Source organism: Brevundimonas abyssalis TAR-001 (assembly GCF_000466985.1).
GTDB lineage: Bacteria > Pseudomonadota > Alphaproteobacteria > Caulobacterales > Caulobacteraceae > Brevundimonas > Brevundimonas abyssalis.
On the sequence record NZ_BATC01000052.1, the window covers coordinates 1 to 21,245 of the forward strand.

Genomic DNA, 21,245 nt, shown 5'->3' on the forward strand with positions numbered 1-21,245 from the left:
CCTCCACGTCGCGGAAGCGGTGGCCGTGGTCGAAGGGGAAGTCGCGTTCGTCGGCGGTCAGGATCTGGATCAGGCACAGGTCGCGTCCGGATCGGGCCAGCTGCTCGGCCGCGTCAATACAGCCCTCGTCGAAGCCGTCGGTGAGCAGGACGATCAGGTCGCTGCGGCCCATCTTGCCGCCGAACGCGGCCATGTCGCGTGCCCAGGATCCGACGCCGCCCGCATGGAGCCTGCCGAGCGCCAGCAGGACCTGATCCCGATGGCGGGGCCCGGCGCCCGGCTCGATGATGAGGGGGCCATCCCCGGCCTCCACCACCACGCCGAAGCGGTCGCCCTGGCGCAGGGCGATCTCCATCAGGCCCGCGGCGATGCGGCGCGCGGCGTCGAAGCGCGACCAGTCCGGGCGGGCCACATCGGTCTGGGCCATGGAGGCGCTGGCGTCGATGACGATCCACAGGGCCAGCGGGCTTTCCCGCTCGGCGTCGCGGACGAAGAAGCGGTCCGACCGGGCGTACAGCTTCCAGTCCACCTGCCGCAGGTCGTCGCCCCGTTCGTAGGCCCTGTACTGCGCGAACTCGAGCCCGCCGCCGCGATTGCGGCTGGCGTGGGCGCCGGCCCCGGTCAGGGTGGTGGCGCGCCGCGGAACCAGCGACAGGCGCCGCAGTCGGCTGCGCATGTCAGGGGGCAGGGCGAGGGGGGACACGACGGGACCCTAGTCTCCGGCCGGCGCGGGCAGGGCGGCCAGCAGCCCGGCGATGACGTCATCGGGGCTCTTGCGCTCGGCCTCGGCGGCGAAGGACAGCAGGATGCGGTGACGCATCACCGGCGCCGCCAGGGCCGCCACGTCCTCGCGGGTGGCCGCCAACCGCCCGTGCAGCATGGCCCGGGCCTTGGCCGCCAGAACCAGCGCCTGTCCCGCGCGGGGCCCGGCGCCCCAGGCCACATAGTCGCGCACCACCCGGGGCGCCTCCGGCCCCGGGCGGCTGGCGCGCACCAGGGCGGTGATCCAGTTCAGCAGACCGTCGCTGACGTGGACGTCCCGGCACCAGGCCTGAAGCGTCAGGATGTCCTTGCCGTGCATCACCGGCTGGACAGCGGTCGAGGCCCGGCCCGTGGTCTGCACCAGGATCGTCCGCTCCTCGGCCTCGGTGGGATAGTTCACCCGGATGTTGAGCAGGAAGCGGTCCAGCTGGGCCTCGGGCAGGGGATAGTGCCCGCCTGCTCCAGCGGGTTCTGGGTCGCCAGCACGAAGAACGGCTCGGGCAGGGCGTGGGTCACCCCGGCGTAGCTGACAGTCTGCTCCTGCATGGCCTCCAGCAGGGCCGCCTGGGTCTTGGGCGGGGTGCGGTTCAGTTCATCGGCCAGCAGCAGATTGGTGAACACCGGCCCGGGCTGGAAGCGGAAATGGCGGTGGCCGGTGCCGTGATCCTCCTCCAGCACCTCGGTGCCGAGGATGTCGCTGGGCATCAGGTCCGGGGTGAACTGCACGCGCCGGAATTCCAGCGAGAGCGCCTGGCCCAGGGTGCGGACCAGCAGGGTCTTGCCCAGGCCGGGCACGCCCTCGATCAGGCAGTGGCCGCCGGCCAGCAGGCCGATCAGGAGTTGCTCGACCACCTCGTCCTGGCCGACCACGGCCTGGCCGATCGCCTCGCGAAGCCGGTTCAATTGCTCCAGCCTTGCGGCGACGTCGGACTCGGTTGGCGTACTCATCGGAACTCCGGGGAGGAAAATCGAATGAAATCAGGCGGTCAGGGCGTAGATGATGATGTTGACCGCGAATCTGGTGTTGTCCTCGGCGAGGAAGCGCTTGTTGCGCCAGTCGTAGTCCCACTCACAGCCGTAATCCTTGTTGCTGTAAAGGACCGCGACCCGGCCATTGATGACGATGCCCTTGAGGTAGTCGTGCACCAGATCGTCGCCCCAGCCGTTCAGCTCGAAACTGGTCGTGGGGGGGCCGTCGAAGGTGAAGAAGCTCGAGTAGATCGGGTGATCGTTGGGCAGGGTCACCAGCGCGTCGTCCCCGAACATGCGGGCCATCTGCCGCTCGAAGGACCGGGCGAACAGGCCGTCGATGTCATGGTTGCAGTCGTCCACGAAGACGAAGCCGCCGTTGCGCACATAGCGTTCGAAATTGGCGGATTCGGCCTGGTTGAACTCCACCAGGGTGTGGCCCGACAGATAGCAGAACGGGGCGGTCAGCATGGCCGGGTCGGCCAGGCTGATCACGCGCTCTTCCGGATCGACGCGCAGGTTGGTGTAGTCCACCAGCGAGGTCAGGATGTTGGACGGCATGCGCCGGTCCACGTCCCAATTGCCGGAGTCATAGCGCAGCCGGGTGAACCAGAAATCATAGACCGGCCGGGCGCGGCGGCGCGGGGCAGGGCGCCCAGAAGGGCCCCGGCCGCGCCGCCGGTCAGCAGTCGAAGGCAGTCCGCGCGCGTCATCGAAGCCTGAGACACGCGCGCACCGGTCAGACCGCGTCCGACAGGGACGTGAAGGTGAAGTCGCGGATGCGCATCGGCGGGATCATCACGGTGAAGGACGAGTTGTTCCCCGCCACCCGCACCGGCCGACCCAGGTCGTCGATGTTGTTGAGCATGATCACCGGCGACTCGTTGAAGCGGAAGTTCTTCACCGGGTAACGGAGCTCGCCGTTCTCGATGTAGAAGGTCCCGTCACGGGTCAGGCCGGTCAGCAGCACCGTTTGCGGGTCCACCATGCGGATGTACCAGGTGCGGGTCACCAGGATGCCGCGCTCGGTTTCGCGCACCAGATCGGTGGTGGACTTGGTTCCGCCCAGCATGATCAGGTTGCCCGGCTGGCCCACGACGGGCTGGCCCTGCCGGTCGGCCCAGTAGCGCGAATAGTTGAGGTTCGCGATGCGGCCGTCCTCGACCAGCGCCCGACGCTCGCGCGGCAGGCCGTCGCCGTCCCAGGGGAGGGTCTCGGCGCCCTCGTGCCAGGGGTCGTTGATGAAGTTCACACGCGGGTCGAAGACCTGTTCGCCCAGCTTGTTGCCGCCGCCTGCCTTTGACAGGAAGCTGCGACCCTCATCGGCCTGACGCGCATCGAAGTAGCGCGTCATGAAGGTGATCAGCCCGGACGCTGCGGCGGGCTCCAGGATGACGGTGTACTTGCCCGGCTCAAGGGCGCGCGCCTCGGCGGACGCCGCGGCCTTGCGCATGGCCACCTGGATGTCGGCGGCCGGATCGAAGCCGCTGATGTCCTTCAGGTTGCGGCCGACCCAGCCCGAGCCCGTGCCGTCCTCGGTGCGCACGGTGCAGGTGTAGTCCATGCCGGTGGCGCGCTGATAGCCGAAGGCTCCGTTGCTGTTGGCGAAGGCCACGAAGCTGGCGCTGTCGTCCAGGAAGCCGGCGGCGATCAGGTTTTCGGCGCGGCAGGGCGCGATGGAGGCCCGCGCCACCTCGGCCCGCTGTTCGGGCGTGACGGCGGCGGTGGCGTCGCTCCAGGTCGCGGTGGGGCGATAGGTCTGGGGGCCCACCGCCGGCATGAACTCGGGGTTTTCGGGCGCCAGCCGGGCCAGATCCTCGGCCCGCCGGACCGCGCGTTCAAGCGCGGCGTCGGAGAACTCGTTGATGGTGGTGGTTCCCACGCGGCGGCCGAAGGCCACCTGCACCGACAGCTCGGTGTTGGTCACCACGCCGCTGGTGGAGACGTTGTTCAGGGCGAAGCGGATGTTGCCGTCGACGGAGCCGGTCAACTGGGCGACGCACTCGTCGGCGGTCGACAGGGCGACCACCTTCTCCAGGATCGTCCGGGCTTCGGATTCGGTCATGATGCTCATTGTATTCTTTCCCCGATCCGATCAGCCGAGCGAACGCGCGGTGTTGATGACGTTGATGCCGTCGAAGCGGGTCGTCGGCGACCCGTGGCTGACGGCCGAGACCTGGCTGGGCTGTCCCTTGCCGTCGAAGAACGAGCCGAACAGGCGATAGTCGGTCTCGTCGCAGATGGCCGAACAAGCGTTCCAGAATTCGGGGGTGCGGATCTGATAGGCCACGTCCTCCAGCGGCTGGGTGATCCGGCCGTCCTTGATCTCGAAGAACAGGGTGCCGCCGAACTGGGCGTTGTAGCGCTGCTGGTCGATGGAGAACGAGCCGCGGCCCAGGATGTAGATGCCGTTCTCAACATTGGCGATCATGTCGGCGGCGGTCATGGGCGTCGTGCCCGGGCGCAGCGAGACGTTGGGCATGCGCTGGAACTGCACCGTGGACCAGGAGTCGGCGTAGGAGCAGCCGTCGGACTCGGTCTTGCCAAGGATGTGGGCCTGATCGCGGGTGGCCTGATAATCCACCAGGCGGCCGTTCTGGATCAGCGGCCAGCTCTTGGTCGCCACGCCCTCGTCGTCATAGCCCACGGCGCCGAGGCTGCCCGCCTCGGTCTTGTCGGCGAAGACGTTGACGATCTCGCTGCCGTACTGGAAGCGCTCTTCGCGCTTGTCCAGGGTGGCGAAGCTGGTGCCCGCATAGTTGGCCTCGTAGCCCAGCACCCGGTCCAGCTCGAGCGGGTGGCCGATGGACTCGTGGATGGTCAGGCCCAGATGGTTCGGGTCCAGCACGAGGTCATACTGACCCGGCTCCACCGACTTGGCCGTCAGTTTCTCGCGGGCCTGGTGGGCGGCGGCGATGGCGTCCTCGACCATGTCGTAGGAGTTGCGATAGCTGACCACCCCGTTGGGCGACACCATCTTCTCCTCGGCGCGGCCATCCAGATATTCGTAGCCGAGGCCCATCGGCGCCGACAGGCCGTCGCGGGACCGGAACTTGCCGGTGGTCTGATCGATGGCGGTCACCGAGAAGGGCGCCCAGATGCGGTGTACGTCCTGATCGATGTAGGACCCGTCGGTGCTGGCGAAATATTTCTGCTCGTTGACCAGGAACAGCTGCGAATTGACGAAATTGGCGCCCGCCTGCATGGCCGCGTTGTTCACCGCCAGCAGCAGGTCGACCTTCTCCTGGATCGGCACTTCCATGGCGTTGCGCTGGATCGGGGTGCGCCAGCTGACCTCGCCCACGCCCGGCGTGGGCGCCAACTGCACCGGCTGGGTCTGGTTGCGGGCGTTGGCGCGGGCGATGGCGGTGGCCAGGCGGGCGGCCTCGGCCACGGCTTCCGGCGTCATGGCGTTGGTGGCCGAGAAGCCCCAGGCTCCGTCGGCGATCACCCGTACGCCCACACCGGTGGACTCGGTGTTGACGATGTTCTGGACGTTGGCTTCGCGGGTGATCACGAACTGGCGCAGGTAGCGGCCCACGCGCACGTCGCAGTAGCTGGCGCCCGCCCCTGACGCCGCGCTCAGACCGGCGTCGGCCAGGCGCTTCTTGACCGCGAGGTCGATGGTTTCGACCAACTGCTGGGCGGCGATGGCCCTTCCAGCGAAACCGGGCAGCAGCGTGCCCCCCGCTCCGATGCCGCACGCGGCGAGGAACTGACGTCTATCCAAGTCTCAATCTCCCCCGATGTTCGCCGCGTCCATGGCGGCGAACGACTGACTGATCGAACCGCGCTCGAGTCGAGCCGGTCGCGAGGGGGCGCACTCTTGTCCCCCGTGGCGGCGGGGTCAAATCCCGCGACGTGAAAGGGCATGAGAATTTTGTGATGGCGCCCGAAAGACCCTCTCAGCCGAAACTCACGATCGCGAAAGCGTGACGTCAGGCTGTCAGCAGGGCGCTTTGGTCGGACGTCTGGAGCGGACCGTGCAGTTTACCAACCTCGACCGTGACCGGACAGAGGCTGAGCGGGGCAGGGTGGTGGCTGACGAGGAGGAGGCCCTGGCCGGTGCGGGCGAGGCGTTGCTCCAGCGCTTCGAGCACGCGCCCCTGGGTCGCGGCGTCGAGGCCTTCGGTCGGTTCGTCCAGCAGCAGCCAGGGCGCATCCCGGAGATAGGCGCGGGCCAGACCCAGCCTGCGGCGTTCGCCGCCGGAAAGGAACTCGCCCCCGGCGCCCACCGGGGCGTCGAGGCCGCGCGGGTCGGTCTGGATGCGGTCCGCCAGCGCGGCATCCTCCAGCGCGCGCCACAGGGCCGCGTCATCGGCCGGACCGGCCAGCAGCAGGTTCTGACGCACCGTGCCGTCGATGAGGCGCACGTCCTGGGCGGCGTAGGCGAACAGAGCGCGGCGCCCTTCCGGACGAATGTGCGCGGCGTCCGTTTCCCCCAGGAACCACTCGCCGGGCCGGGCGGGACGGAGACCGGCGAGCCGCTCGATCAGGCTGGTCTTGCCCGCGCCCGAGGGCCCCGTGAACGCCAGCCGCATGCCCGGCGCCAGATCGATGTTGCGGGCCGCCAGTCTCAGACCGTGGGACGGGACCGCAGCCTGCAGGTCGACGGATGGCTCGGTTGTCAGCTCGTCCAGGCGGGCCATGGCCTGGGCCGCGGCGCCGTTCTGATGCAGCGCCCCGGCGAGCCCGGACGCGGCCTCCACGCCCATCACCGCCGCCAGCGCCGCCAGGGCGGTCATGGGCAGGGAGGCGCCGACGGTGGCCGGCACCACCAGTACGACCGCCAGGGCGGTCACGCCGGACTGCCACAGGGCGATCCATCCCGCCGCCAGGGTCAGGCGCGTCTGGATGGCGTCGTGGCGGGCGGCCACTGAGGCGACGCTGTCGGCGGCCCAGTCCTGCAGCCCGTAGGCCTTCATCTCGGGCGCGGCGGCCTCGAGGGCGCCGATGTGGTCCTTGAGCGCGCCGACCGCCACCTGCAGCTCGCGCCCGGCAGGATCCGCAAGCCGCCGCGCCAGAATCACCGATCCGAAGGCGCCGACACCGAGGGTCAGGGCCAGCAGCAGCCCCGCCGTGGGCGTCGCCATGCTGGTCAGGATGATCGCGGACATGGCCCCGGCGCCCAGCGCCCACGGGGTGGATAGACGCACGAAAAGGGTCTGGACCGCATCCACGTCCTGGATCAGGCGCGCGGACGCCTCGCCGGAGGACAGGCCGAGCGCCCGTTCCGGCGGGGCGGCGGCCAGGGCGCTGAACAGTTGGGGCCGCAGTCGAGCCAGCGCCCGCAGGGCGGCTTCGTGACCCGCCACCCGCTCCACATAGCGCGCGCCGGTGCGGATGATGGCCAGCAGGCGGATGATCGCGCTGGGCATCAGATAGTTGAAGGTCTGGGCGGCCAGCATGCCGGCCACGCCGGCCAGGGCCGCGCCGGTGATGAACCAGCCGGACAGGCCCAGCAGACAGACCGCCGCCACCGAGACCGCCGCCCCGCCGGCGGCCGCCAGCCTGAGCCGGCCGCGCTCAAGGCGGCGCTGCCCGGCGATCATGGCGCGGATGCGCGCGCCCTCGACGGCCCGGCTCACAGCCGCACCACGCGGTCGGCCATGGCCGCAACGGCCGTGGAGTGGGTGGCGATCAGGGTGGTGCGGCCCCTGGCGGCCTTGCGGATCACATCCAGCATTGCGGTCTCGCTCGCAGAATCCAGATTGGCCGTGGGTTCATCCAGCAGCATGAGGGGTGCGCGCTTGAGCATGGCGCGGGCCATGCCGAGCCTGCGGCGTTCGCCGCCCGACAGACCGCCGCCACGCTCGTCCAGAACACGGTCCAGCGACAGGTCGAGTCCCGCCGCGCGGGCGGCGGTCGAAACCTGTTCGAGGGAGGCGCTCTGGTCGGCGACCCGGATGTTGTCCGCCAGGGTTCCGGGAATGATGACGGGGTTCTGGCCAGCCCAGGCGATCTGGCCGGCGAAATGGCCCGCCTCGCCGAGGGGCGCGCCGCCGACCTCCACCTGGCCGCCGGTGAGCGGTGCGAGGCCGAGCAGCAGATGCAGAAGGCTGGACTTGCCCACCCCGCTGGCGCCGGTCAGGGCCACGATCTGGCCGGGGCGCACATCCAGGGTGAAACGGTCGATCACCGGCGCGCCGGGACCGTAGGCGATGCGCACCTCCTTGAACCGGACGGCGGGTGCGGTCATCGGCAGGTCGACCTGACGCTCCGGCACCGCCGCCTCGACCACCAGCGAAGGAACCGCGGCCTCGGCGGCCTGCCGGTCATGATAGGCCGCAGCGAGCCGGCGCAGCGGATGATAGACCTCCGGGGCCAGGGCGAGGACGAAGAAGGCCTGCGCCAGGGTCAGGGCTTCCGGAACGGGAAACGGGAGCAGGCCCAGCAGGTTGAAGCCGCAATAGACCGCCACCAGCGCCACCGACAGGGCGGAGAAGAACTCCAGCACCGCCGAGGACAGGAAGGCCACCCGCATGACCCGGGCCGAGCGGGTCTCCAGCTCGCGGGAGGCGTCGGCGATCTCCTGGGTGACGCGCGCCTCGGCGCCGAACGCCAGCACGGCAGGCAGGGCGCGGATGCGGTCGATGAACAGGCCGGACAGCCGCTCCAGCGCCGAGAACTGACGGCGGCTTTCAGCGGCGGCCGCGGATCCGGCCAGGGCCATGCCGACAATTAAGGGAAACAGGGTGAAAACCAGAAGGCCCGCAGTGACCGGGCTGGCCATGGCGGCCGCCGCGATGATGATCAGCGGCGAGACCCCTGCGGCGATGCGCAGCGGCAGGAAGCGAGCGTAGTAGCCGTCCAGCGCCGCCACCCCCTCGACCGGCGCGGCCAGGCGGTCGGCCGAACGCCGGCCCCGCTGGAAGAGATCGGCCAGCAGCCGGGCGCGCACATCGGCCTTCACGTCCCTGGCCATCGTCGCGCCCATGGCCAGCATGGCCTGGCTGACGAAGCCGCGCGCGATCAGGCTGACCACCGCCAGGGCGAGCCAGGGCGTCGCCGCCGACAGGCCGTCGCTGAAGCGGGCGACGGTCATGGCCAGACCGCCCGCGAAGCCGATGGCCGGCGCCACGTCGGCGACGGTCAGCAGCGTCGTGACCGCGACCTTTCGCTTCCAGGGTCGCGCCGTGGCCTTCAGCCAGGCGGCGGGCGCGATGTCGCGCTCTGCGGTCATGGTCATGATCAGATGTCGTCCCGGAAGCTCACCAAACGGCTCTAGAGGCTGCCGCGCGCGCGCACTTTGATCAGGATCAAAGTCGAGGGAGGCCGGACCCGGCTAAGGGCCGAGAGACATCGGTCGTCGGGGCCGATTCCAGGAGTCTTCAGCCATGATCGACCTTGCGGTCGTCGACCTCTCCAGGCTGCAGTTTGCACTGACAGCCCTCTACCACTTCCTCTTTGTGCCCCTGACTCTGGGGCTCTCATTCATGCTGGTCATCATGGAGTCGATCTATGTGATGACCCGCCGGCCGATCTGGCGGACGATCACCCGGTTCTGGGGCGTTCTGTTCGGCATCAACTTCGCGCTCGGCGTCGCCACCGGGATCACCATGGAGTTCCAGTTCGGCATGAACTGGAGCTATTACAGCCACTATGTCGGGGACATCTTCGGGGCGCCGCTGGCGATCGAGGGGCTCATGGCCTTCTTCCTCGAAGCCACCTTCGTGGGCCTGATGTTCTTCGGCTGGGACAAGCTGAAGCCGGTGACGCACCTGTTCGTCACCTTCCTGGTGGCGCTGGGCACCAACTTGTCCGCCCTGTGGATCCTGATCGCCAACGGCTGGATGCAGAACCCGGTGGGTTCGACCTTCAACCCGGACACCATGCGGATGGAAGTGACGGACTTCATGGCCGTGCTGTTCAATCCGGTGGCCCAGGCCAAGTTCGTCCACACGGTCTCCGCCGGCTATGTGATCGCGGCGGCGTTCGTGCTGGCCGTGTCGGCCTTCTACCTGCTGCGCCGGCGCCACGTGGGCTTCGCCAAGCGGTCCATGACCGTGGCCGCGGCCTTCGGTCTGGCGGCGTCCCTGTCGGTGGTGGTGCTGGGCGATGAGAGCGGCTACGCCCTGACCGACAACCAGAAGATGAAACTCGCGGCCATCGAGGGCATGTGGCACACCCACGAGGCCCCGGCCGGGCTGAGCATCGTCGGTCTGCCCGACATGGCTGCCCGCGAGACCCGCTACGAGATCCAGATCCCGTGGGCTCTGGGGCTTATCGCCACCCGCAGTCTGGACGGCACCGTCGACGGCATCTTCGAGCTGGTCGCCATTTCCGAGGACCGCATCGAGCGGGGGGTGCTGGCCTATGACGCCCTTGAGCGGATCAAGGCCGACACCACCGACGTGCAGGCCCGTGCGGACTTCGAGGTGCACCGCAACGACCTGGGCTACGGCCTGATGCTGCGGCGCTATGTGGAGGATCCCCGTGACGCCACGCCGGAGCAGATCATGATCACCGCCTGGGACACCGTGCCCAACGTGCCTCTGATGTTCTGGACGTTCCGGATCATGGCGGGGATCGGCTTCCTGATGATCGCCCTGTTCGCCACCGCCTTCATCCTGTGCACCCTGCGCAAGCATGAGACACGATGGTTCCTGTGGGTGGCCCTGCTGGCCATGCCCCTGCCGTGGATCGCCGCCGAACTGGGGTGGATCGTCGCGGAAGTGGGTCGCCAGCCCTGGGCGGTCGAGGGGGTTCTGCCCACTTTCCTGGGCGCGTCCAGCCTGAGCGTTCCGCAGCTGTGGACCACGATCATCGGCTTCACCCTGTTCTACGGCGCCCTGGCCGTCGTGGAGGTGGGACTGATCCTGCACACCATCAAGAAGGGGCCTTTCCACGAACACAGCCTGTTCGGGGACCCTGACCCGCAGCCCGCCGAAGCCGCGCGGGAACCCGCGCCGACCGTGGCCTGACCTCGTCTTTCAAAGGATATCCGATCATGGATCTGCCGATCGATTTTGCGACGCTACGCGTCTTGTGGTGGGGCTTGCTGGGGGTGCTGCTGATCGCCTTCGCCCTCACCGACGGGTTCGACCTGGGCGTGGGGGCGCTGCTGCCCTTCGTCGCCCGGACCGATGAAGAGCGCCGCATGGTGATCAACACCGTGGGCGCGACCTGGGAGGGCAACCAGGTGTGGTTCATCCTGGGGGGCGGCGCCATCTTCGCCGCCTGGCCGCTCGTCTATGCGGTCAGCTTCTCGGGCTTCTACCTGGCCATGTTCCTGGTGTTGTCCGCCCTGATCCTGCGACCGGTGGCGTTCAAGTACCGGTCCAAGCGGACCTCGCCCCGGTGGCGGGCGTTCTGGGACTGGAGCCTGTTCATCAGCGGCTTCGTGCCGGCCCTGGTGTTCGGCGTGGCGGTGGGCAATGTCCTGCTGGGCGCGCCGTTCCGCCTGACAAGCGAACTGCGCATCTTCTATGACGGGACCCTGCTGGGCCTGTTCACCCCCTTCAGCCTGCTGGCGGGTCTCCTTTCCGTCGCCATGCTGGTGGTGCACGGCGCGGCCTGGCTGAGCATCAAGGCCGAGCGGGGACCGGTGCTGGACCGGGCCAGAACGTACGGCAGCATCGCCGCCATCCTGTCGCTGATCCTTTTCGCGGCCGGCGGCTTCTATGTGGCGTACGGCGGCGTCGGCTATGCGGTGACCGGCGTGCTGGACGTCCAAGGCCCATCCAACCCGCTGCGCGCCCTGACCGAAGCGGTCCCGGGCGCCTGGCTGACCAACTACCAGACCTATTCCTGGATGATGGCGGCGCCGGTTCTGGGCTTCCTCGGCGCCTGGCGGCCCTGGCCGGCATATGGCGGCGATCCGCTGTGCTGGCGTTCGGCGGGTCCTCGGTCTCGACGGTGGGCATTATCTCCACGGTCGGTCTGTCGATGTTCCCGTTCATCCTGCCCAGCTCCATCGATCCGGCCTCCAGCCTGACTGTGTGGAACGCGTCCTCCAGCCACCTGACCCTGTTCATCATGCTGGTGTGCACGATCATCTTCCTGCCGCTGATCCTGATCTACACGGCCTGGGTCTACCGGGTGCTGTGGGGCCGCACCTCCACCGCCGAGTTGAAGACCAACCCTGACCTCTACTGAGCCGAGGAGCTCTCATCCCATGTGGTATTTCGCCTGGATTCTGGGCCTGGGCCTCGCAGTCGCCTTCGGCATCCTGAACGGCCTGTGGCACGAATTCCGCCTGTTCGACGAAGGAGACGCCGGGCTTTCGGCGCCGGACCCCGACGACGCCGAAGTCGGTCACTGACCCTCCACTGTCGCGGCGCTTCACCTGCGGAGCGCCGCGACCTTTTCTTTTGAAGAGCGCCTTCCATGCTCAGCCACAGCCTGTCCGTCACTTCCGCAGCCCCGTCTCCGGAGATCGTGCGCGACCTGATTGCGCGCTATGACGCCCATGCGCCGCGCTACACATCGTATCCCACCGCCGCCCAGTTCACCGCGGAGGTGGACGGGACGCGATGGGGCCAGTGGCTGTCGACGGCGCCGGTCGAGACCCCGATCTCGCTGTATCTGCACATCCCGTTCTGCAAGCGCCTGTGCTGGTACTGCGGGTGCAACACGCGGGCGATGAACCGCGTGGCGGTGATGAGCAGCTATGTGGATCTGCTGCTGGCCGAGGCCGATCTGGTGCTGGCCCATGTGGGGCGGGGTGTCCGGGTGGGGTCGATCCATCTGGGCGGGGGCACGCCCAATATGCTGCCGCCCGAGGAGCTGGAACGGCTGATGGCGGGCTTGGCCGGCCGGTTCGACCTGTCCGACTGCTACGACATCGCCGCCGAGCTGGACCCCGAGGTTCTCACCGACGACTGGATGCGGGCGGCCGGCCGGATCGGCCTGAGCCGCGCCAGCCTGGGCGTTCAGGATCTGTCGCCAAGGGTGCAGGCGGCGGTCAACCGGCCGGAGTCCTTCGAGTCCATCCGCCACGCCGTCGAAGGGCTGCGGGCGCAAGGGGTGACCTCGCTGAACCTGGACCTGATGTACGGCCTGCCGCTGCAGACCGAGATCAATGTGGTGACGACCCTGGGCCAGATCACCGATCTGAAGCCCGACCGCATCGCCCTGTTCGGCTATGCCCATGTGCCCTGGATGAAGCCCCACCAGAAGCTGATCCGCACCGAGGACCTGCCGGACTCCGGGGCCCGTTTTCTTCAGAGTCAGGTGGCGACACGATACCTCCAGGCCAAGGGATGGACGGCCATCGGGCTGGACCATTTCGCCCTGCCGCACGACTCCATGGCCGCGGCGCAGAGGGCGGGACGGCTGCGCCGCAATTTCCAGGGCTATACGACCGACACGGCCCCGACGCTGATCGGTCTGGGCGCCTCGGCGATCAGCCGGACGCCGCAGGGCTTCTCGCAGAACCTCGTCCAGGAGCGCGAGTGGCGCCAGGCGGTCCAGAAGGGACAGCTTCCGGTGGCGCGCGGCGTCGGCCTGACCGATCAGGACGTCCTGATCGGCGCGCTCATCGAACGGCTGATGTGCGACTTCGCGGTGGATGTGGACGCCTGCACCCGGCTTCACGGTTTCGATCCGGACAGCCTGGGCGATGTCTGGAGCCGTCTGGAGCCGTTCGCAGCGGACGGCCTGATAAGGATCGAGGGGACGCGGGTGACGGTGACCCCGCTGGGACGTCCGTTCGTGCGCGCCGTCTGTGCGGTGTTCGACGCCCATACCGTGCCCGCTGACCGTCATGCGCGCGTGATCTGAAACGTCTTTTCCAGCAAGGACTTGCGCTAAATCAAGGCGCGGGCTTCGGCCCCGGTTCATCCTCTGCACAAGACGCCACAGAGGCCGCATGAGGCGACCGGGCGTCGGGGATGACATCATGAAAGCGAAGACCTTTATCCTCACCGCCCTGGCCGCGGCCACCTGCGCCGCCCCCGCCCTGGCCCAGAGCGACGACGCCTGGCGCGCGCCCCGCGCCGGCGAGTGGCTGATCTCGGCGCGGGTCAGTAATGTGTCGTCGGGCGCCGACGACGCGATCCTGACCTCGGCCGGCGTGGGCACCGGCCTGAACGTCGATGTGGGCGACAGCACCATGCCGACGCTGGGGTTCACCTATTTCCTGACCGACCACTTCGCCGTCGAGGCCATTCTGGGCGCCACCAAGCATGAAATCCGCGCCCAGGGACCGGGCACGGATGTGGCGGTGCACGAGACCTGGGTGCTGCCGCCCGTGGTGACCCTGCAGTACCGCCCGCTGACCGAGGGACGGTTCAGCCCCTATGTGGGTGCGGGCGTGAACTACATGGTCTTCTTTGAAGGCGAAGACATGAACGGCTTTACGGTGGACCTGGACGACGGCTTCGGCCTGGCGCTGCAGGCCGGGGCCGACATCGGGCTGCAGGGCCCGTGGAGCCTAAACGTGGACGTGAAGAAGATCTGGTTCGACACGGACGCCGAGATCAACGGCGGCGCCCTGACCAGCGACGTCAGCCTGGATCCCTGGGTGGTCTCGCTGGGCGTGTCGCGCCGGTTCTGACGCCGGTTCAGCACGACAGGCATGGAGCGGCCCCCGATGCGGGGCCGCTTCTGTTTCAGCCACAGCCGGATACGCGCCGCGCCTCAGGCGCCGCTCGGCTCCAGGGCCGGGGGGCGGAATGCGTAAAGGGCTGCGGCGAGCGGAAAGACCACGGCGTATCCGAGGATGCCGATGTTGCGGATGTCCATCCGTCCGAGGACGGGCCCCAGCAGCCCGATGAGGGCGAGGGCGGCCGCCAGCAGCAGCAGGCGGCGGATCAGCTTGCTGCGAACGGCCGGGGCCGCGCAGAACAGGGCCAGGGGGAAGAACCCGTCCCACGCCAGGATGTCCAGGGCGTAAACCACCGACGGCCACTCGAACGCGAAGACCCCCGACCACGCGGCGTCAGAGAAGGGCGGCGTGCGGCTGAGGGCGAGAATCGAGAAATGAACCGTAGAGGTAATCGCCGCCGCCACGGTCATGAAGGCGACCGCGAGAAGCGCTCCAGTCCTTGCCTCGGGCGTCGCCCGCGCATGGATGTCCGCCATCATCGCCACCATCAGGGGCGCGATCAGAAGGATCAGCCCCTCCATCAGGGTGAACCACGGATCGGTGATGGGGGCGCCCTCCGGCGCCGTCGCCAGGCCGAGGACGAGGACGATCAGATAGACCGCCCCGAGTCCGGCCAGAGCCGCAGAGCTGCGCCCCTTCCATCGCGGCCTCAGCCCGCGGGTCATCAATGGGAGAGAAGGACCGGAAATTTGGGATCCTTCAGGAGCGCGCCGGTCGCGCCGCCGAGCAGGAAGTCGCGCACCCGGGAATGGCCGAAGCCGCCCATCACCAGCAGGTCTGCGTCCTGCTGGTTCATGTAGGTCTCCAGCACCTGGCCTATGGGCCGGCCGGCGGCGTCGACCTCATCCACCGTCGCCTGCACGCCGTGCAGCGCCAGATGCCGGATCACCTCTGCGCCCTGGCCGGACCTGGCCGAGGCCTTTTCGCCGACCACGGTCAGAATACGGACGTCGCTTGCGCCGATGAGCAGGGGCAGGGCGTCCCCGAGGCTCGCGCCGCAGCTCGGCTTGCGTCCCAGGCCACGACGATGCGCTCGAAGGTCCCGCTGTCCCGCAGCGGATTGGCCTCGGGGAAGATCAGGAGCGGTCGCCCTGACGAAAACAGCATCGATTCCGCCGCCGCCTTGTCGATTTCCTGCTCGGGACCGATCGAGACCATGCAGATGTCGGAGGTCCGCGCCGCACTGGAAAGCGCCTCGGCCTCGCCGAACATGTCCACGTCGCGGATGAACGTCCGGTTTCTCAGGCCGCACCCGGCGGCGATTTCCGACCACGCGGCGGCGGTCTTTTCGGCCACGGCGACGCATCGACGGTTTTCTTCACGGATCAGGTCGTCCGTCTGGGCCAGAAAATTCGCCAGACGGTTCCGCGTGGGCTGGATCTGGACCCTGAAGACCATGGCGGCCAGTTCGCCGCCGTCCGATCCGCAGCCCAACCGCATGGCTATGGCCGCGGCGTTGCGCATGGCCGATTCGGGGATGGGCGTCGGGTAGGTGAAGAGGGGCAGAAGAATATCTTTGTACGCCATGGGATCCTCGGGGCTGTGCGATGGGTGCAGGTCAGTGGCTGAGCAGCAGACAGAGCGGGCTTTTCTCCAGCAGTGTGCGCGTCACGCCGCCCAGAACCCGTTGTCGCAGCCTTGCATGGCCGTATGCGCCGGCGACGATCAGCCCGGCGCCGTAGTCGTCGGCCGCCGCAAGCAGGCCGTCGCCTGCGGAGGCTGACCCGATGGCGCTGGCTTGAGACCCCGCGGTGATCCCGTGCAGACGCAGAAAACCGGCCACGTCGGCGGTGCGGGCGCCGGCGTCCTCCAGATCGTCGTCGCGGCAGAATTCGAGGACCTCGACCCGTTCCGCCAGCTTCAACAGCGGGAGTGCGGCCAGGGCCGCCCGGCGGGTCTCCGCCGTGTCTTTCCAGGCCAAGAGCACGGGAGCGCCGACCGGATTCGGGGCCGGGTCAGGAGGCGTCAGCAGCAGCGGCCGGCCGGCGGCGAACAACACATCCCCGACGTCGATCCGCCAGACGGCGTTTGAATGAGGCTGACGGCCCAGGATGATCACGTCGGCGGCGCGGGCCTGCCGGGGGATCACCTCGACCAGGTCACCCATTTCGCCGCGCCATTCACACCGGCTCGCCCGGGGTTTGGTGAGGGTCGCGAAATCAGCGGCCGCTTGAGCGAGATTGTCTCTGGCCATGTCCATGTACATGTCGAGCGCATCGCCCAGCAAGGCGCCGTGCATGTAGGGCGCGATGGCCCAGGTGTCCGGCGCAGTGGCGGCGACACCGATCAGCCTGGCGTCAAACGTCGTCGCCATGTCGTGCGCCAGGGTCACGCGGGTGTCGCTTTCCACACCATGGTCGACGTGAACCATCAGACTTGCATAGGCCATGGGACGTTCCTTCGTTGGGACTCTGGCCCGAGCGGACCCTGCCGGACGGTCGTTGCGTTACAGCCGGCCCTCACGCTCCAGCCTGCGGAAATAAGCCATCAGATCGTCGATCTCGCTGGCGCGGTATCGATACGGCGGCATGTCGGGATGAGAGGTCACCAGGCCCCGCCCGAAGTCCTCTTCAAGGAGAAAGAGATCACGCCTGGCCGCGACTTCGCGGAAAGGCGGCGCGGACGGCAAGGGGCTGGCGCCGGTCAGTCCGACGGCATGGCAGCCTGAACAGTTCGAGCGTACGATCATCTCCGCGCGCTCGGCGGCCGCGGCTTCCATTCCGGTGGAGTCGAGACGCGCGTCTCCGGTCGTGCTGATCTCGGGCGAGGGCGCGCAGGCGGCGCCCGCGCAGGCCATGGCGGCGACGAGTAGATTACGCATGACATCACTCCTTGATTGGCGGTTCAGGCTTGTCCGCGAAGGCGCCTGACGACGTCGCGAAGAGCAGTGGGGGTCTCGCCGCATCGTTCGGCGGCCTCGCTGGCTCCCAGTCGTTTCAGCGTGGCGGGCGGCAGGGCTGAACGTAAGACGCCAAGGGCCCGTGGGGGCGCGATGAGGATCACGTCTTCAAAGCCCTCGCTGACGACCAGCTTGTCCACGCGTTCCGCCAGATTTTCGAGAAATCGTGCTTCGGACCGGTCCTTGGGCCGCATGGCGTCAATGGTGTGCGATCCGGGACCGAAGCGCTCGAAAACCCGGCCCTTGGCGTGGGCGGTGGTCGCCGTGGGCGTGAGATCTTCGGTCCAGGCAGGGCGTTCCGCCAAGGGACCCCCGCGCCGCCCCTCCTCGAACAGGCGGGCGTTTTCCCCATCCGCCACCACAACCAGGCATTTGCCGTACATCTGCATGAGCGCCTCCTTGAGCGAACCATCCCTCCGCCAACGCCAAGCCGCCATGATGCAGATCAAAAGGCGGGGCTGGCCACTCCGTAGAATCCCTTAGGGGGCGGTCCCGAATTTCAGGGTCTCCGGCGCGCGCCTAGCTTGGGTTCAAGGAGCAAGCCCATGACCCTTCTGGATCCCGCCCTTCAAACCCTCGCCCATCCGGAGCCTTTCGAAGGACTCGGCGTCCGGATGGTGTTCGCCCGCGGCGAGGACATCTACACCCAGGACGAGAAGGCGGACCTGCTGTACCGGGTCATCTCGGGCGCGGTGCGCACGACCCGGATCATGAGCGATGGCCGTCGCCAGATCGGCGATTTCTATTTCGGCGACGACATGTTCGGGCTCGAGTGCGGTCAGACGCACCGGTTCGCAGCCGAGGCGCTGACCACCTGCGAAGTGCTGGTCTTCAAGCCCGGCGCGGCGCTTCCGGGGCACACCGGCGACACGCGCATCCAGGCCGCTCTTTGGGAAGCCACCACCCAGGAGCTGGAGCGGTCGCGGGAGCATCTGATGCTGCTGGGGCGCCATACGGCCCTTGAGCGAGTCGGTGTGTTTCTGCTGTCGCTGAGCCGCCGCATGGGTCATGGCGAACTGGCCATGGGCCGTCAGGACATGGCGGACTATCTGGGCCTCACGATCGAGACGGTCTCACGCATGCTGTCCCAGCTTCAGGCCGAGGGCATGGTCGAGTTCTTCGGCGCGCGCCGCTATCGCCTGCTGCGGCCTGAACGGCTGCGGGCCTGGGCCGACGCCTGACGTTGCGTCCCACGGCGACGGCGGGCGCCACCGCGCCGGAAAGAAGTGGCGGCGTTCGGCGCCGTCGTGATAGTCCCCGTGACCTCTCCTTTGCGGCGATGGGCATGCGGCTAGTCAACCTGACGGCAGTCAAGAGGGATGATCTCGTTCGAGGCGTCCTGGCGGTGGTCGCGGGCGTCGCCGTGGTGCTCATGCTGCGCTTCGGCCTGGATGAGACATTCACCGACCGCAGCTTCTTCCTGCTCTACCTGCCGGTTGTGCTGCTTGCGGCCACGTTCGGCGGGCGCACCCCCGCCCTGGCGGCCACGGGCCTGTGCCTCATCATGTCCGTCCTGCTTCTGGGCGACGCGCTCTGGCTCAATCGCGCCAACATCCTTGACGCCCTGCTGTTCCTGATCATCGGGCCCGTGGTTGCGCAAATGGGGCACATGAATCTCACGCGTCGCCGACAGGCCGCCGCGCGGCAGGCCCACCTTCAGTCCATCCTGGATACAGTCCCCGAGGCCATGGTCGTCATCGACGAAAAGGGCATTATCCAGTCGTTCAGCGCGACGGCCGAACGACTGTTCGGGTGGCGGACGGCCGAGGTGGAGGGCCGCAACGTCAAGGTGCTCATGCCGTCTCCCTACCGGGATGATCACGACGTCTTCATGGACCGGTATCGAACGACCGGTGAACGCCGGATCATCGGAATCGGGCGCATCGTCGTGGGCCAGCGGCGCGACGGGTCCACCTTTCCCATGGAGCTGGCGGTCGGCGAGGCGAATTTCGACGGAGATCGCTTCTTTACCGGCTTTGTGCGCGACCTGACCGACAAGCGCGAGCAGGAGCGGCGGCTTCAGGAGCTTCAGGCGGAGCTTGTCCACGTGTCCCGCCTGAGCATCATGGGTGAGATGGCGTCGTCGCTGGCCCACGAACTCAATCAGCCTCTGGCAGCCATCAACAACTACATGAAGGGCTCCGCCACCTTGCTGGAACAGCCCGATCCCGATCTGAAGCGGGTGCGTGAAGCGCTCAGGAAGGCGGGGGATCAGGCGCTCAGGGCCGGGGATGTGATCAGCCACCTGAGGGAGTTTGTCGCCAAGGGCGACACGGAGCGGGCGCCTCAGGATCCGGTCAAGATCATGGAGGAGGCCAGCGCCCTGGGCCTGATCGGCGCGCGCCCCCTGGATCTGCGTGTCTCCTATCAGTTCGACCGGAACGTAGGCCCGGTGCTTGCGGACTCGATCCAGATCCAGCAGGTGGCGCTGAACCTTATCCGCAACGCCATTGAGGCCATGGTCGGGGAACCCCGGCGCGACCTCATCATCGGCGTGGCCGCTCACGATGAAGGCTTCGCCCGAATCTGGGTCAGCGACACTGGAAAGGGCCTGGCGCCGGAGGTGCAGGCGCGGCTCTTCCAGCCCTTCGTCACCACCAAGTCTGACGGCATGGGCGTGGGGCTTTCGATCTGCCGCACCATCGTGGAGGCTCACGGCGGCTCGATCTGGTGTGAGCAGAACGACGTGGGAGGGACCATGTTCGCCTTCACGGTCCCCCTGGCCAGAGAGGGGGTCTGATGACCGATCCTGTGGTTCACATCGTGGACGATGACGAAGCCATGCGGGAGTCGCTGTCTTTCCTGCTGGACGTCCGCGGTCATGCGCACCGCACCTATCCGGAAGCCCATTCCCTGCTGGCTCGCGGACGGGATCTGGAGCCCGGGTGCATCGTGACGGATGTGCGCATGCCGGGTCTGTCCGGGCTCGATCTGCTGCGGCGGATCAGGACGCTCGACCTGCCCCATCAGGTCCTCATCATCACGGGGCACGCGGATGTGTCGATGGCGGTCGAGGCCATGAAGGCGGGGGCCTGGGATTTCCTTGAGAAGCCGTTCCACGACCAGGTGTTCATCCGGCTCGTTGAAGGAGCGCTGGCGGCTTCGGCCCCGACGCCGGCCGGCGCCGCGTCGGTGGACACGCCCGAATGGCTGAGCCGTCTCAGTCCCCGGGAGCGGGATGTGCTCGCCGGGGTGGCGTCGGGACAGTCCAACAAGGAGATCGCGCGAGACCTGGAGATCAGCGCGCGCACGGTCGAGGTCTACCGGGCCAGCCTCATGACCAAGGCGGGCGTCCGCACCCTGTCCGACCTGATGCGGCTGGCTCTGGCGGCGGGCTACTGATCCGGCCGGATCACCTGTCCCGTTGATCTGAATCAAGGCCGGCCGCGAGGCGGGCGACGATCATGGCGCATGGACACGCTCCGCAAGCCGCCCCGGCGCATCCTCATCATCGAAGGTCATCCGGATCCTTCGCCGCAGCGCCTGTGCCATGCCCTGGCCGAGGCCTATCGTGAAGGTGCGCGTGAGGCGGGTCACACCCTGCGCACCCTGATCCTGGGTGACCTGGACATTCCGTTGCTCACCAGCCGCTCGGACTGGGAGAGCCCGGCGCCGGAAATCGTGGAGATCTGTCAGCAGGATCTGCTCTGGGCCGAACATGTGGTGGTGATCTATCCCCTGTGGCTGGGCGATGTGCCGGCGGTCCTCAAGGCTTTCCTCGAACAGGTGTTGCGTCCCGATTTTGCGTTTGATCCGAAGCGTACGGCCAAGGGCGGGTTGCTCAAGGGGCGGTCCGCGCGGCTGGTCGTCACCATGGGCATGCCGGGCTGGGTCTATTTCAGCTGGTTCGGCGCGCACAGCCTCAGAAGCCTCAGCCGCAACGTCTTCCAGTTCGTAGGTTTCGGGCCGGTCAAGACTACCGTCTTCGGCATGGTCGAGGGGGCCTCTCTGGGACGACGGCGCGTCTGGCTGGACAAGATGAGCCGCCTCGGCCGCCTCGGCTTGTAATCCGTCATTTACGATCTTCATCAGGGAAAGGAAGAGCGCGCCGTCCTTGATCCGGAT

At 68.0% G+C, this 21,245-nt stretch carries 19 protein-coding genes and 3 pseudogenes; 9 read left to right on the forward strand and 13 right to left on the reverse strand.

The annotated features are described in order from the left end of the window. The 7 genes and pseudogenes from MBEBAB_RS11530 to cydD all read right to left on the reverse strand — a co-directional run. On the reverse strand, window positions 1–703 hold a 703-nt coding region (locus MBEBAB_RS11530), incomplete at its 3' end, for a DUF58 domain-containing protein (RefSeq protein ID WP_045319261.1). A 9-nt stretch (window positions 704–712) separates the two neighbouring features. Beyond that, window positions 713–1,710, reverse strand: a pseudogene (locus tag MBEBAB_RS11535) (AAA family ATPase). Between the two features lie 30 nt (window positions 1,711–1,740). Continuing rightward, window positions 1,741–2,444: pseudogene (locus MBEBAB_RS11540) on the reverse strand (DUF4159 domain-containing protein). 26 nt (window positions 2,445–2,470) lie between these two features. Next, window positions 2,471–3,805 (reverse strand): TldD/PmbA family protein, encoded by a 1,335-nt coding sequence (locus MBEBAB_RS11545; protein WP_021698181.1) that lies wholly within the window; start codon window positions 3,803–3,805, stop codon window positions 2,471–2,473. A gap of 21 nt (window positions 3,806–3,826) precedes the next feature. Beyond that, window positions 3,827–5,461 carry a TldD/PmbA family protein gene (locus tag MBEBAB_RS11550; RefSeq protein ID WP_021698182.1) on the reverse strand — a complete coding sequence of 545 codons (1,635 nt, stop codon included), beginning with the start codon at window positions 5,459–5,461 and terminating at the stop codon, window positions 3,827–3,829. Between the two features lie 208 nt (window positions 5,462–5,669). Further along, complete coding sequence (locus MBEBAB_RS11555; protein WP_021698183.1) at window positions 5,670–7,319, reverse strand: amino acid ABC transporter ATP-binding/permease protein; 1,650 nt, start codon at window positions 7,317–7,319, stop codon at window positions 5,670–5,672. Further along, window positions 7,316–8,920, reverse strand: a complete 1,605-nt coding sequence (cydD, locus tag MBEBAB_RS11560; RefSeq protein WP_021698184.1) for a thiol reductant ABC exporter subunit CydD — start codon at window positions 8,918–8,920, stop codon at window positions 7,316–7,318. Before cydD ends, MBEBAB_RS11555 begins: the two co-directional genes overlap by 4 nt. A gap of 151 nt (window positions 8,921–9,071) precedes the next feature. On the opposite strand from cydD, the gene MBEBAB_RS11565 reads away from it, so the two are divergent. The 5 genes and pseudogenes from MBEBAB_RS11565 to MBEBAB_RS11585 all read left to right on the forward strand — a co-directional run bounded on the left by MBEBAB_RS11565 (window position 9,072) and on the right by MBEBAB_RS11585 (window position 14,230). Continuing rightward, the gene (locus MBEBAB_RS11565) at window positions 9,072–10,655 is read left to right on the forward strand and encodes a cytochrome ubiquinol oxidase subunit I (protein ID WP_045319263.1); all 1,584 of its coding nucleotides are present in this window, start codon (window positions 9,072–9,074) and stop codon (window positions 10,653–10,655) included. Between the two features lie 26 nt (window positions 10,656–10,681). Beyond that, window positions 10,682–11,829 (forward strand): annotated as a pseudogene (gene cydB, locus MBEBAB_RS11570) (cytochrome d ubiquinol oxidase subunit II). Window positions 11,830–11,848: 19 nt separating this feature from the next. Beyond that, entirely contained in the window at window positions 11,849–11,995 is a 147-nt protein-coding gene (cydX, locus tag MBEBAB_RS11575; protein WP_021698187.1) for a cytochrome bd-I oxidase subunit CydX, read from the forward strand. A 65-nt stretch (window positions 11,996–12,060) separates the two neighbouring features. Next, window positions 12,061–13,455: an oxygen-independent coproporphyrinogen III oxidase gene (gene hemN, locus MBEBAB_RS11580; RefSeq protein ID WP_021698188.1), complete on the forward strand. Its 1,395-nt coding sequence runs from the start codon at window positions 12,061–12,063 to the stop codon at window positions 13,453–13,455. Window positions 13,456–13,573: 118 nt separating this feature from the next. Continuing rightward, window positions 13,574–14,230, forward strand: coding sequence for an OmpW/AlkL family protein (locus MBEBAB_RS11585; RefSeq protein WP_045319264.1), 657 nt, complete (start codon window positions 13,574–13,576; stop codon window positions 14,228–14,230). An 83-nt stretch (window positions 14,231–14,313) separates the two neighbouring features. On the opposite strand, the gene MBEBAB_RS11590 is transcribed toward MBEBAB_RS11585, so the two are convergent. From MBEBAB_RS11590 to MBEBAB_RS11610, 6 genes are read right to left on the reverse strand one after another with little or no spacing between them, the layout of a single operon-like run. Then, the gene (locus tag MBEBAB_RS11590) at window positions 14,314–14,946 is read right to left on the reverse strand and encodes a hypothetical protein (protein ID WP_021698190.1); all 633 of its coding nucleotides are present in this window, start codon (window positions 14,944–14,946) and stop codon (window positions 14,314–14,316) included. Beyond that, window positions 14,946–15,215 carry a universal stress protein gene (locus MBEBAB_RS16565; protein ID WP_052516795.1) on the reverse strand — a complete coding sequence of 90 codons (270 nt, stop codon included), beginning with the start codon at window positions 15,213–15,215 and terminating at the stop codon, window positions 14,946–14,948. Before MBEBAB_RS16565 ends, MBEBAB_RS11590 begins: the two co-directional genes overlap by 1 nt. A gap of 2 nt (window positions 15,216–15,217) precedes the next feature. Then, on the reverse strand, window positions 15,218–15,808 hold the full coding sequence (locus MBEBAB_RS16570) for a hypothetical protein (RefSeq protein WP_052516796.1): 591 nt from the start codon (window positions 15,806–15,808) through the stop codon (window positions 15,218–15,220). A 31-nt stretch (window positions 15,809–15,839) separates the two neighbouring features. After that, a complete protein-coding gene (locus MBEBAB_RS11600) occupies window positions 15,840–16,670 on the reverse strand; it encodes a putative universal stress family protein (protein ID WP_021698192.1) in 831 nt (276 codons plus the stop codon). A gap of 57 nt (window positions 16,671–16,727) precedes the next feature. Then, entirely contained in the window at window positions 16,728–17,078 is a 351-nt protein-coding gene (locus MBEBAB_RS11605; protein ID WP_052516798.1) for a c-type cytochrome, read from the reverse strand. A 47-nt stretch (window positions 17,079–17,125) separates the two neighbouring features. Continuing rightward, entirely contained in the window at window positions 17,126–17,569 is a 444-nt protein-coding gene (locus MBEBAB_RS11610) for a host attachment protein (protein WP_021698194.1), read from the reverse strand. 156 nt (window positions 17,570–17,725) lie between these two features. Here MBEBAB_RS11610 and MBEBAB_RS11615 point away from each other — a divergent pair, with 156 nt between their 5' ends. From MBEBAB_RS11615 to MBEBAB_RS11630, 4 genes are all read left to right on the forward strand, one after another. Then, the gene (locus tag MBEBAB_RS11615; protein WP_021698195.1) at window positions 17,726–18,361 is read left to right on the forward strand and encodes a helix-turn-helix domain-containing protein; all 636 of its coding nucleotides are present in this window, start codon (window positions 17,726–17,728) and stop codon (window positions 18,359–18,361) included. A gap of 104 nt (window positions 18,362–18,465) precedes the next feature. Further along, the gene (locus MBEBAB_RS11620) at window positions 18,466–19,920 is read left to right on the forward strand and encodes a PAS domain S-box protein (RefSeq protein WP_021698196.1); all 1,455 of its coding nucleotides are present in this window, start codon (window positions 18,466–18,468) and stop codon (window positions 19,918–19,920) included. Next, window positions 19,920–20,522 carry a response regulator transcription factor gene (locus MBEBAB_RS11625; RefSeq protein WP_021698197.1) on the forward strand — a complete coding sequence of 201 codons (603 nt, stop codon included), beginning with the start codon at window positions 19,920–19,922 and terminating at the stop codon, window positions 20,520–20,522. The genes MBEBAB_RS11620 and MBEBAB_RS11625 overlap by 1 nt, the downstream gene beginning before the upstream one ends. A 69-nt stretch (window positions 20,523–20,591) precedes the next feature. Next, complete coding sequence (locus MBEBAB_RS11630; RefSeq protein ID WP_021698198.1) at window positions 20,592–21,188, forward strand: NAD(P)H-dependent oxidoreductase; 597 nt, start codon at window positions 20,592–20,594, stop codon at window positions 21,186–21,188. The last annotated feature ends 57 nt before the right edge of the window (window positions 21,189–21,245 follow it).